12 protein-coding genes are annotated in these 10,739 nt (G+C 70.9%); 9 read left to right on the forward strand and 3 right to left on the reverse strand.

Annotated features, from left to right (window positions below):
* Window positions 1-25 precede the first annotated feature (25 nt).
* The 9 genes from hisB (at window position 26) to AB0K21_RS12470 (ending at window position 7,538) form a co-directional block, all read left to right on the forward strand.
* Window positions 26-631: an imidazoleglycerol-phosphate dehydratase HisB gene (gene hisB / locus AB0K21_RS12430; protein WP_364149545.1), complete on the forward strand. Its 606-nt coding sequence runs from the start codon at window positions 26-28 to the stop codon at window positions 629-631.
* A gap of 28 nt (window positions 632-659) precedes the next feature.
* Window positions 660-815, forward strand: coding sequence for a hypothetical protein (locus tag AB0K21_RS12435; RefSeq protein WP_343968644.1), 156 nt, complete (start codon window positions 660-662; stop codon window positions 813-815).
* On the forward strand, window positions 809-1,444 hold the full coding sequence (hisH, locus tag AB0K21_RS12440; RefSeq protein ID WP_343968646.1) for an imidazole glycerol phosphate synthase subunit HisH: 636 nt from the start codon (window positions 809-811) through the stop codon (window positions 1,442-1,444). Before AB0K21_RS12435 ends, hisH begins: the two co-directional genes overlap by 7 nt.
* An 18-nt stretch (window positions 1,445-1,462) precedes the next feature.
* Entirely contained in the window at window positions 1,463-1,804 is a 342-nt protein-coding gene (locus AB0K21_RS12445; protein WP_343968648.1) for a hypothetical protein, read from the forward strand.
* Between the two features lie 4 nt (window positions 1,805-1,808).
* Window positions 1,809-2,531 (forward strand): bifunctional 1-(5-phosphoribosyl)-5-((5-phosphoribosylamino)methylideneamino)imidazole-4-carboxamide isomerase/phosphoribosylanthranilate isomerase PriA, encoded by a 723-nt coding sequence (gene priA / locus AB0K21_RS12450; RefSeq protein WP_343968650.1) that lies wholly within the window; start codon window positions 1,809-1,811, stop codon window positions 2,529-2,531.
* A gap of 10 nt (window positions 2,532-2,541) precedes the next feature.
* Complete coding sequence (gene hisF, locus AB0K21_RS12455) at window positions 2,542-3,312, forward strand: imidazole glycerol phosphate synthase subunit HisF (protein ID WP_343968652.1); 771 nt, start codon at window positions 2,542-2,544, stop codon at window positions 3,310-3,312.
* 404 nt (window positions 3,313-3,716) lie between these two features.
* The gene (locus AB0K21_RS12460) at window positions 3,717-6,029 is read left to right on the forward strand and encodes a xanthine dehydrogenase family protein molybdopterin-binding subunit (protein WP_364149549.1); all 2,313 of its coding nucleotides are present in this window, start codon (window positions 3,717-3,719) and stop codon (window positions 6,027-6,029) included.
* 76 nt (window positions 6,030-6,105) lie between these two features.
* Window positions 6,106-7,074: an FAD binding domain-containing protein gene (locus tag AB0K21_RS12465; protein ID WP_364149551.1), complete on the forward strand. Its 969-nt coding sequence runs from the start codon at window positions 6,106-6,108 to the stop codon at window positions 7,072-7,074.
* Complete coding sequence (locus AB0K21_RS12470; RefSeq protein WP_343968658.1) at window positions 7,071-7,538, forward strand: (2Fe-2S)-binding protein; 468 nt, start codon at window positions 7,071-7,073, stop codon at window positions 7,536-7,538. The genes AB0K21_RS12465 and AB0K21_RS12470 overlap by 4 nt, the downstream gene beginning before the upstream one ends.
* A 289-nt stretch (window positions 7,539-7,827) precedes the next feature.
* Here the strand turns inward: AB0K21_RS12470 and AB0K21_RS12475 are convergent, their stop codons facing one another.
* The 3 genes from AB0K21_RS12475 to AB0K21_RS12485 form a co-directional block, all read right to left on the reverse strand.
* Window positions 7,828-9,234 carry a glutamine synthetase family protein gene (locus tag AB0K21_RS12475; protein WP_343968660.1) on the reverse strand — a complete coding sequence of 469 codons (1,407 nt, stop codon included), beginning with the start codon at window positions 9,232-9,234 and terminating at the stop codon, window positions 7,828-7,830.
* Between the two features lie 98 nt (window positions 9,235-9,332).
* Window positions 9,333-9,890, reverse strand: a complete 558-nt coding sequence (locus AB0K21_RS12480; protein WP_343968662.1) for a hypothetical protein — start codon at window positions 9,888-9,890, stop codon at window positions 9,333-9,335.
* A gap of 315 nt (window positions 9,891-10,205) precedes the next feature.
* The gene (locus AB0K21_RS12485; protein ID WP_169750203.1) at window positions 10,206-10,367 is read right to left on the reverse strand and encodes a hypothetical protein; all 162 of its coding nucleotides are present in this window, start codon (window positions 10,365-10,367) and stop codon (window positions 10,206-10,208) included.
* Window positions 10,368-10,739 lie beyond the last annotated feature (372 nt).

Raw genomic sequence — 10,739 nt, forward strand, 5'->3', positions numbered from 1 at the left:
GCCGGGGCATCCTCGGGAGGTTCTGGTGAGTATCACCGCACCGCGTCGCGGTCGCGTCGAGCGCGTCACCAAGGAGACCTCGGTGCTGGTCGAGGTCGACCTCGACGGCACCGGGAACGTCGAGGTGTCCACCGGTGTCGGGTTCTTCGACCACATGCTGAACCAGCTCGGCAAGCACGGGCTGTTCGACCTGCTCGTGAAGACCGAGGGTGACCTGCACATCGACGCCCACCACACGATCGAGGACACCTCGCTCGCGCTGGGCGCCGCGTTCCGTGAGGCTCTGGGCGACAAGTCGGGCCTGCGGAGGTTCGGCAACGCCTCCTGCCCGCTGGACGAGTCGCTGGCGGAGGTCACGGTCGACCTGTCGGGGCGGCCGTACCTGGTGCACAGCGAGCCCGAGGGCATGGCTCCGATGATCGGTCCGGAGTACGACACGACGATGACCAGGCACATCCTGGAGTCGTTCGTCGCCCAGGCCGCGATCTGCCTGCACGTGCGCGTCCCCTACGGCCGCAACGCCCACCACATCGTGGAGGCGCAGTTCAAGGCCCTGGCCAGGGCGCTGCGGGCGGCGTCCGAGCGTGACCCGCGCGCCACCGGGGTGCCGAGCACGAAGGGTGTGCTGTGATTCTTCCCGACGGGAGGGGGAGGCGACCGTGAGTGACAACTGGTCGGCCATGGTGATGGCCTTCGTCGCGCTTTTCCTGGTGGGTGGGATCGTCTCATTCCTCAAACAGGGTCTGAAGAAGGGCGCGGTGCTGCTCGCCGCTCTCGCGGCCCTGGCGACCACGGCGGCGGTGCTCTGGTGGTGAAGAAGGTAACCGTTCTCGACTACGGCTCGGGCAACCTCCGTTCGGCGGAGCGAGCGCTGGCCCGGGTCGGCGCGGAGGTCACGGTGACCGCCGACTACGAGGCGGCGATGGAGGCCGACGGGCTCCTGGTTCCCGGCGTGGGGGCGTTCGCCGCGTGCATGGCCGGGCTGCGCGCGGTGCGGGGTGAGCGGATCATCGCGCGGCGGCTGGCGGCCGGGCGGCCGGTGCTGGGCATCTGCGTCGGCATGCAGATCCTCTTCGAGACGGGCGTCGAGCACGGTGTCACGACCGAGGGATGCGGGGAGTGGCCGGGCACGGTGGAGTCCCTGGAGGCGCCGGTCCTGCCGCACATGGGCTGGAACACCGTCAAGGCACCCGCCGGGACCGTGCTGTTCGCCGGGCTTGAGGCGGACACCCGCTTCTACTTCGTGCACTCGTACGGCGTGCGATCCTGGGAGCTCCAGCCGGGGCCGGGGTTCGCCGACCCGTTGGTCACCTGGGCCGAGCACGGGGTGCCGTTCGTCGCGGCGGTGGAGAACGGCCCGCTGATGGCCACCCAGTTCCATCCGGAGAAGTCGGGCGACGCCGGAGCCCAGTTGCTCACCAACTGGCTCGGGACCGTCGGGTGAGTTCTTGATGGGCCTTCGATGAGTAAGGAACGGGCCAGGCGCAGGGCCGAGCGGGAGGCCGAGCAGGCGCGCTTGGCCGCGCTGCGCGCCGAGCGGGAGGCGCGGCTGGCGCGGCGGCGTGAGCGCATCGGCAAGGTGACCGCGTTGCTGCCGGGCAGGCCCGTCCGGATCGTCTCCCAGGGGGGCATCATGGCCCGCCGCCGCCGGGCGCAGAACGGCGTCGCGGCGGTGCTGTTCCTGATCGTGCAGGTGATCGTCTGGCTGCTGTGGTCCTCCTGGGCGGCGCGGTTCGGCGTGCTCGTGCTTTCCTTGCTGTTCGTTCCGCTTTTTCTCACCCTTGTCTTCGACCGGAGGTCTTGAACAGATGTCGCTTGAGCTGCTCCCCGCCGTGGACGTCGCCGACGGTCAGGCGGTCCGCCTGGTCCAGGGCGCGGCCGGCACCGAGACGTCATACGGCGACCCCCTGTCCGCGGCGCTCGCCTGGCAGGAGGCCGGCGCCGAGTGGATCCACCTGGTCGACCTCGACGCGGCCTTCGGCCGGGGCAGCAACCGCGAGTTGCTCGCCACGGTGGTCGGTGCGCTGGATGTGAAGGTGGAGCTGTCCGGGGGCATCCGTGACGACGTCTCCCTGGAGCTCGCGCTGGCCACCGGCTGCCGCCGGGTGAACATCGGTACCGCGGCGCTGGAGAACCCCGCCTGGTGCTCCAAGATCATCTCTGAGTATGGTGACCGGGTCGCGATCGGCCTCGACGTCCGGGGGACCACCCTGGCCGCCCGGGGCTGGACCCAGGAGGGCGGTGACCTGTGGGAGGTGCTGGCCCGGCTGGAGAAGGACGGCTGCTCCCGCTACGTCGTCACCGACGTCACGAAGGACGGCACGCTGCGCGGTCCCAACCTGGACCTGCTCCGCGAGGTCTGCTCCCGCACTGACAAGCCGGTGGTCGCCAGTGGCGGGGTCTCGTCCCTGGAGGACCTGCGCGCGCTGGCCTCGCTGGTCCCGATCGGCGTCGAGGGGGCCATCGTGGGCAAGGCGCTGTACGCGCAGGCCTTCACCCTCGAAGACGCCCTCGCCGCCGTCCGTTCGTGAGGAGTCGTCGATGAGTGTCGCGGTACGAGTGATTCCCTGCCTGGACGTGGACGCCGGGCGGGTGGTCAAGGGTGTCAACTTCGAGAACCTGCGCGATGCCGGGGACCCGGTCGAGCTGGCCCGCCGCTATGACGCGGAGGGGGCCGACGAGCTGACGTTCCTTGACATCACGGCCTCCAGCTCCGACCGGTCGACGATGTACGACGTGGTCAGCCGGACGGCCGAGCAGGTGTTCATCCCGCTGACCGTGGGTGGGGGGGTGCGCTCGGTCGAGGACGTCGACAGGCTGCTGCGGGCGGGCGCGGACAAGGTGGGGCTGAACACCGCGGCGATCGCCAGGCCCGAGCTGCTGACCGAGGCGGCGCAGCGGTACGGGGCGCAGTGCATCGTGCTCTCGGTGGACGCCCGCCGGGTCGTCGACGGGCCGCCGACGCCGTCCGGTTTCGAGGTGACCACGCACGGTGGCCGCCGGGGGACCGGGATCGACGCGGTGGAGTGGGCCCGGCGGGGCGCCGAACTGGGGGCGGGGGAGATCCTGCTCAACTCGATGGACGGTGACGGGACCCGGGACGGCTACGACCTGGAGATGATCCGGGCGGTACGGGCGGTGGTGTCGGTTCCGGTGATCGCCAGCGGTGGTGCGGGTTCGGTCGCCGATTTCCCTCCGGCGGTGGAGGCGGGGGCGGACGCCGTGCTGGCGGCGTCGGTGTTCCACTTCGGGCAGCTCAAGATCGGTGATGTGAAGGACGCTTTGCGGGGGGCGGGGCATCCGGTTCGCTGATGTCGTGCGGCGAGCGGCCGGGGCTGTTTCGGCTCGCCGGTCGGCGTGGTTCGCGTTGCGGCGGGCCGGTGTTCCGGGCGGGGCCGTCGTGGCGGGGGTCTGGTTCTTCAGGCCTCCGGTCTGCCCGGGGGTGCGCTTTCTTGTGCGCGGCCCGGGCTGCTTTCCTCGGCTTCTCTGAAGCTTGAGACGGTCGCGCCTTCTTCATCCATTTTATCGATTTGTGAGGCCTGGGAGTTATTTCTGGTTTGAAGTGAGTGGTTACTTTGGTGCAGGCATAGTGGATTTTTGGTGATATTTATGCTGCAACCCTGATTCCACTAGGCCTTGGTTCAAGGTAATATATAAGTTTTGTGGCGTTATGTGAGTTAGAATTGCTGGGCTGAATCCGGGGGGCGGAGGACGTCGTGGCACATGGCTGGGCTAGGCGGGAAGACGCGCGGCTGCTCACCGGTCATGGCCGCTACGTCGCCGACATCGCGGTGCCGGGGTGCCTGGACGCGGCGTTCGTACGAAGTTCTGTGGCACACGGCCGGTTGTGCGGGGTGGACTGTGCTCCGGCTCGTCGGATTCCCGGGGTGCGAGGGGCCTGGGCGGCGGCCGATCTTCCGGGGTTGCCGCCGGTTCCCCTGACGGCTCTCGCGGGGATGTCCTCGGCGGAGGTGGTGGCGGGGCGGGTTTGGCCGTCGCTGGCTGTCGACCGGGTGCGGTACGCGGGTGAGGCGGTCGCGGTGGTGGTCGGGGAGGACCGTTACCGGGCCGAGGACGGGGTGGCCGAGATCGTCGTGCGGACGGACCCGCTTCCGCCCGCGGTGTCGGTGGCCGAGGCCCTGGACGGCTCTGTTCCGTTGTTCGAGGGTCTGGACAACGTGGTGCTGGAACGGTCGGTCGGTGTGCCGATCGACGAGGCCGTCTGGGGACGGGCGGCGGTCGTGGTGCAGGCGCGTTACCGCCAGCAGTTGCTGCTGCCGTCGCCGATGGAGTGCCGGGCGTTCCTCGCGGTCCCCGAGAAGGACCGGCTGACCGTGTGGTGCTCCCACCAGGCGCCGTACCGGCTCCGGCGGGAGCTGGCCGGAGCGCTGGACCTGCCCGTCGAGCGGATCAGGGTGGTGACGCCCGACAGCGGCGGTGCGTTCGGGTCGAAGAGCGCCACCTTTCCCGAGTACCTCACGGTCGCCTTTCTGGCGTTGACGCTGGGGGTGCCGATCCGGTGGATCGAGGACCGCGCCGAGTCGCTGCTGGCCGCCACCCGGGGCCGGGGGCAGGACCAGCGGGTCCGGCTGGCCGCCGACGCCGAGGGGCTGCTGCTCGCGTACGAGCTGAGGATCGACGCCGACGTGGGGGCCTATCCGCACATCGGGGCGGGGCTGCCGATGCAGACCGCCCGGATGGCCACCGGCGCCTATGCCACGCCCCTGGTGCACGCCACGGTTCGTTCGGTGCTGACCACCACCATGCCGACCTACCCCTACCGCGGCGCCGGGCGGCCGGAGGCGGCGTTCGCGCTGGAGAGGTCGATGGACGTGCTGGCCGATCGGCTGGGCATGGACCCGGCGGAACTACGGCGACGCAACTTCATCCCACCCGAGCGTTTCCCGTACGAGACGCCCACCGGCAGGCGCTACGACAGCGGGAACTACGCCGGGGCGCTGGATCTGGCGCTGAAGACCCTCGACTACGACGGGTGGCGGGCCGAGCGGGTTCGGCGCCGGGCCTCTGTGACCGCCCTGCCCCTGGGCATCGGGCTCTCCTGCTACGTCGAACGATCCGGGGGTGAGGAGGGCGGCCTGCACGAGTTCGGCGGTGTCGAGGCGTGCCCGGGCGGCACGGTGATCGCCAGGTGCGGTACCGCCTCCAGCGGGCAGAGCCACCAGACGACCTTCTCCGCGCTGGTGGCCGCCACCCTCGGCCTGGACTCCTCGCGGGTCCGGTTCGCGGAAGGAGACACCGACGAACTGGCCGACGGGGTCGGCTCGTACGCCAGCCGCTCGGCACAGGTGGGCGGCCCGGCCCTGCACCGCGCGGCCACCGCGCTGATCGGCCTGGCGCGGGAACGGGCCGCGCGGCTGTGGCGACTGCCGGTCGGGGAGGTGGCCTGGTCCGGCGGCACGCTGAGTTCCCGCGCGGACGACGCGGTCGCGCTGGACCTCGGCGAGCTGGTGCGGGTCACCGGGTCGTTGCGGGTGGACGAGCGGTTCGAGTCGGGTATGGCGTTTCCGTTCGGCACCCACGCCGCCGTCGTCGAGGTCGACCCGGGGCTGGGCACCGTACGGGTGCTCCGGCTGGTGGCGGTGGACGACTGCGGGGTGATGCTCAATCCGGCGGCGGTCGAGGGGCAGGCCAGGGGGTCGATCGCGCAGGGGATCGGGCAGGCGCTGTACGAGGGGGTGCCCTACGACGAGGCCGGGGTGCCGCTGCTGCCCTACGGCCTGCTGGACTACCTGCTGCCGACGTTCGCCGAGATGCCGCCGCTGGAGGTGCGGGAGACCAGCACTCCGACGCCGTGGACGCCGCTGGGAGCCAAGGGGGCCGGAGAGTCGGGGTGCATCGGCACTCCCGCGGCCATCGTCAACGCGGTCGCCGACGCGTTGGGGGTCACCGATCCCGACCTGCTGCGGATGCCGCTCACCCCGGACGTGGTGTGGCGAGCGGCCCGCGCCGCGGCGGTCGGCTCCGAGGCGGGGTCGACGGCGGGGGCGACGGCGGGGGAGGGGCCGTGAGGCCCGTTGTCCTCGGCCATGCCGTGCCGGCTACCGGCGCGGCTCCGATGGTGGGGCCGACGGTGGGGGAGGGGCTGTGAAGCCCGCCGCTTTCGACTACATCGTGCCGGGGACCGTGGGCGAGGCGGTGGGCGCGCTCGCCGAGGCCGGGGAGCGGGCGCGGATACTCGCCGGCGGGCAGAGCCTGATCCTGGAGATGCGCTGCCGGCGCTGTCTCCCGGAGTTGGTGGTGGACATCAACCGGGTCCAGGGCCTCGATCGGCTGCGGGTGGAGGACGGCGGGCTGCAGGTCGGGGCCCTGGTCCGGCACCGTGCCTTCGAGTCGCCCCGGGTGGCGCCCGGTCCGCTCGGCAGGCTGCTCTCGCGTACCGTCGTCAACATCGCGCACCCGCCGATCCGCGCTCTGGGCACCATGGCGGGCAGTCTGGCCTGGGCACACCCCGCCGCCGAATGGGGCGCCGTCGCCGTCGGCCTGGACGCCGACATCGAGTTGCGCGGGCGCGCGGGAACGCGGACGGTCGCGGCTCATGACTACTTCCACGGTCCTCACCGGACCGAGTGCCGGCCGCAGGAGATGATCACGTCTGTCCGGCTGCCGCTGCTCGACGACACCGTCGGGGTCGCGTTCGTCGAGCACCGGCGGACGCGCGCCGGCTTCGCCCAGGTCGCGGTCGCGGTGGCCCTGACCGTGCTCGACGGAGTGATCACCCAGGCGTTCATCGGACTCGCCAACGCCGCGGACCGGCCGGTACGAGCGCAGGTCGCCGAGCTGTCGTTGATCGGTGCCGAGATCGGCGCGTCCTTCTGCGGCCCGGCCCTCTTCGGTTCGGCTCACTTCTACCCGGATTCGCTTGACGGCCATCCGTTCGGTCATGCCGCCCGGATAGCCGCCGAGGGTGACGCCGACCCCTGCGCCCGGCCCTACGCCGACGTCGAATACCAGCGGCAGGTCGTCGCCGTCCTCGTCGGCCGCGCCCTGTGTCAGGCGGCCTCGGATCGGCAGGCGCACGCCGGACATGACGGATCCGCTGGGGAGTGGCGATGAACATCACGCTCACGGTGAACGGCCGGGTGCACCGCCTGGATGTGGAGCCCCGGCGCGCGCTCGGTGACGTGTTGCGTGAGGACTGCGGGCTGACCGGCACGCACCTCGGCTGCGAACAGGGAGTCTGTGGTTCGTGCACGGTCGTGGTCGACGGCCGTGCGGTCCGTTCCTGCCTGCTGCTGGCCGTGCAGTGCGACGGGTGTTCGGTGCGTACCGTGGAGGGGTTGGCGGGTCGCGACGGTGAGCCGCATCCGCTCCAGCGGGCGTTCTCCGCCGAGCACGCGCTGCAGTGCGGTTTCTGCACGCCGGGGTTCCTCATGCTCGCCGTCGCCGCGCTGGAGTCCGACCCCGCGATCGTCGACGACCCGGAGCGGCTGCGGGAGCTGCTCACCTCCAACCTGTGCCGGTGCACCGGGTACGAGCCCATCCGCCGGGCGATCATGCGTGCCGCGGGGCGGCCGTAGTCTCAGGCGAGGTTTCCAGGGGCGATGGTCAGGGGGACGGGGCTCGGGTACTGAACCCTCGCGAGGACCGGTTGCCGTCGGAGCCGGTGCTGGTGACGATTGACACGCGGGGTTATCCGGCCGCCCGGTAGCGGGAGGCGGTCTCGTCTGACGGTGCCCGTGCCGCGGTGTCTCACCTGCCGTCGGCGTCGGCGGCTCCCTTAGCCGGTGCCGGCCGTTTGTCACCCGCCATGCCGGCAGCCTGTCCGGCCCCGCCGTCGAGGTCACTCGGTGTCGCCCACTGGAATGGTCAGAAGACCCGGAAGTGGTGGAACAGTTCGTAGGCGGCGTCGTGGGCGGCGAAGGAGCGGACCTCCGAGCGTTTGACGGCGAGGTAGGCGGAGGCGCGCAGCGGGCCGAGAGCGCGCATGAGGACGTCGTCGGCCTCCAGGGCGTCCAGGGCCTCCTCCAGACAGGCCGGAAGGCGGGGGACCTGGCCGGCGGGGAGGGTGGCGGGGTCGACGTTGACGGGGGCACCGGGGTCGAGTTGGCGGCGGATGCCGTCCAGACCGGCGTGGATGACGGCGCCGAGCGACAGGTAGGGGTTGGCCGAGGAGTCGGAGGGTTTCAGCTCCAGGTTGGTGGACGCCGCGGCGTCCTGACCGGTGGGGGAGCAGATGCGCACCGCGGCCTCCCGGTTGTCCATTCCGTAGCAGGCGTACGCGCTCGACCACGCCCTCGGGGTGAGACGCCGGAAGCTGTTCACCGAGCCGCAGGTCAGCGCGGTGAGCGCGGGCAGGTGGGCGATCAGGCCGCCGATGAAGTGGTAGGCCGTGACCGACAGGCCGTACCGGTCGGCGGGGTCGGCGAAGACGTTGGTGCGCAGGGCGGGGTCCCAGAGGGACAGGTGCAGGTGGGTGCCGTTGCCCGCCTGGTCGGCGAGGGGTTTGGGGGCGAGGGAGGCCCACATCGACATGCGGGTGGCGACGCCCCTGACGGTCTCGCGGTAGATCAGGTGGTTGTCGGCGGCGTGCAGGGCGGAGGTGTGGCGGATCGACAGCTCCTGCTGGCCGTGGCCCAGTTCCGGGTGGTAGTGCTCGATCCGCAGGCCCTGGCTCTCCAGGGCGTGGATCAAAGTCGTCGCGTAGTCGTGGGCCTGGTTGAAGCCGGTCGTCGAGTAGCAGAGGCTGTCGTCGGCGGGGATCAGGCGGTCCAGGCCGCCGCCGGGGTCGGGCTCGCGGCGGCCGAGGGTGAACTCGGGTTCGAAGGCGGCGACGAGGACACGGTCCTCGTCGGCCAGGGCGGCCACGGCCTCGCGCAGGAAGGTGCGCGGGCAGGCGGGCCAGGGGGAGCCGTCGACCTGGCGCAGGTCCGACAGCATGGCGGCCGAGCCGGGGGCGTAGGGCAGCTGGACGAAGGTGGTCGGGTCCGGGACGAGGCGGACCTCGCCGACCGGGCCGAGACCCGTGACGTCCTGGAGTTCGTCGAGCATGTTCATCGCCATCATCGCGACGGTGTGCCCGATGCCGGTACGGAGCCGTTCGGCCAGCATGGCGCGGGAGGTGGCCTTGCCTCTGATCACGCCGCCGTGGTCGGCGTACAGGAAGCGGATCAGTCTGATGCCGTCGGTGTCGACGCGTTCGATGATGCGTTCGACGACGCGCCGTGTCGGGGCATCGAGCGTGTCGGCTCCGCCGGTGTCGCGATGATCTCCCACGCTTTCTGCCTAACACGTCCCCGGGAAGAGTGGAAGCACCCCGGTGTTTCCACTGGATCGGTTCGTGGGGTTCCAGCATGTTTTGTGGTGGAACTGCGCTACTGCCGGGCGTTCGGCGTCGCGGGGGCGGCAGGGGAGAGCGGGCGGGCGCAGCGGCAGGTGACGGTGATCGTCACCGCCCCTCCGGCGCAGGCGCCGGAGGGGGTGCACGCCTCGACCGGGACCGTCCAGATGCCGGGCACCCGGGAGGCGCCGCCGAGCAGGCCGTCGGCGTCGATCGTGATCCCGGCGGGCAGCAGGGTGGGGTCGGCCACCCTGAAGGCGAGCCTCGCGCCGGTCGGGTCGGCCAGGGTGATCCTGCCCCTCAGCGGCCGGTCGACGGGGGCTCCGAAGTGGCCGAAGAACGGGTGGGCGGAAGGCGGCGGGGAAGCGGTGCCCCGCACGACGGGCCGCCCGGTCCCGTCGCCGGCCGTCGTCCCCACCGTTGCCGGACCGTTGGGGCCGGACATCGGGGTGGAGGCCGGTGATGGGGTGGGGGACGGTGCCCGGACCGATACGGGGGTCGCGAAGGCGACCTGTGAGGTCGCCGGTAGGCCGAACGTGACGGCTCCGGCGATGAGCGACCCGACCAGGGAGAAACCCCGCGTGCCCCGCATGAACGATCTCCCCGTACGAGAAACGGACCTTCCCTTCAAGGTGCCGGAAAGATCATCAAGGGAGTGCCGTGATGTTTCCCGTGGTCGTCCATGATCGGGTCAGGGCGTTCGCCGCGCGGCTCTGGGCGGCGGATGGGGTTTCGTCGGGGGCTCACGGGTAGGGGGTGGCGGCCTGCGGCGATCCTTGTGACGTGCTCTCGGGATCGGCGAAGCAGACGGTGCGGCGGTCCGGTGTCGGGGAGTGGGGCGCTCCCCCGTGGATCGGTCGGGAGCGCGGATGACATGGTTCGGGGCGGGTGGGTCCCCGCCGGTCGGTCAGCTAAGTACTCGTGTCACGAACAGAGCCAACTGGTCTGCTCCCCTCACGATCCCGTCGAAGACTCCGTTGACCGCGCCCGCCGCCTCGGCGGGCTTGGTGAACAGATAGAAGACCACGAACGCTACCCCGAGGTAGGTGAGGACCTTCTTGACCTGCATGGGGGCCTCCTGGCAGTTCCAATCCCAGCCGTATATACCCGAATTTTATCGATCTTTGGCATCTGCGGCCCGGGTGGCTCCCGGATTTTGATGATCATACCCATCCCACAGGGGCAAACCATGGTCTGGTCGCGAGTTTGGCATAGGTCACACCAGCCATCGTGCGGTGGCTGAGGCTCTCCTGTCCAATCCTCACAGCCAGGTATACCGGTAGGGCTAGGGGCGGGCGGCGGGATCGCGGATACCGGTGTGTGGGAACCTCTGCCGAAAAAACCAAGGGGACTTGGTGGCCGGTGGCATCCGGGTGCCCCGGGGTTCCGAATAAAGGGGCGAACCGACCCGAGGGGCCCCCATATGACCCGATTTGTCCGC

This window comes from Streptosporangium sp. NPDC049248 (genome assembly GCF_040678965.1).
Classification (GTDB): domain Bacteria; phylum Actinomycetota; class Actinomycetes; order Streptosporangiales; family Streptosporangiaceae; genus Streptosporangium; species Streptosporangium fukuiense.

Excerpts from the sequence above, each read along its gene's own strand:
- AB0K21_RS12445 (WP_343968648.1), top strand. The coding sequence starts at position 1,463 with ATGAGTAAGGAACGGGCCAGGCGCAGGGCCGAGCGGGAGGCCGAGCAG.
- priA (WP_343968650.1), top strand. The coding sequence starts at position 1,809 with ATGTCGCTTGAGCTGCTCCCCGCCGTGGACGTCGCCGACGGTCAGGCG.
- hisF (WP_343968652.1), top strand. The coding sequence starts at position 2,542 with ATGAGTGTCGCGGTACGAGTGATTCCCTGCCTGGACGTGGACGCCGGG.
- AB0K21_RS12485 (WP_169750203.1), bottom strand. The coding sequence starts at position 10,367 with ATGCAGGTCAAGAAGGTCCTCACCTACCTCGGGGTAGCGTTCGTGGTC.
- AB0K21_RS12470 (WP_343968658.1), top strand. The coding sequence starts at position 7,071 with ATGAACATCACGCTCACGGTGAACGGCCGGGTGCACCGCCTGGATGTG.
- AB0K21_RS12480 (WP_343968662.1), bottom strand. The coding sequence starts at position 9,890 with ATGCGGGGCACGCGGGGTTTCTCCCTGGTCGGGTCGCTCATCGCCGGA.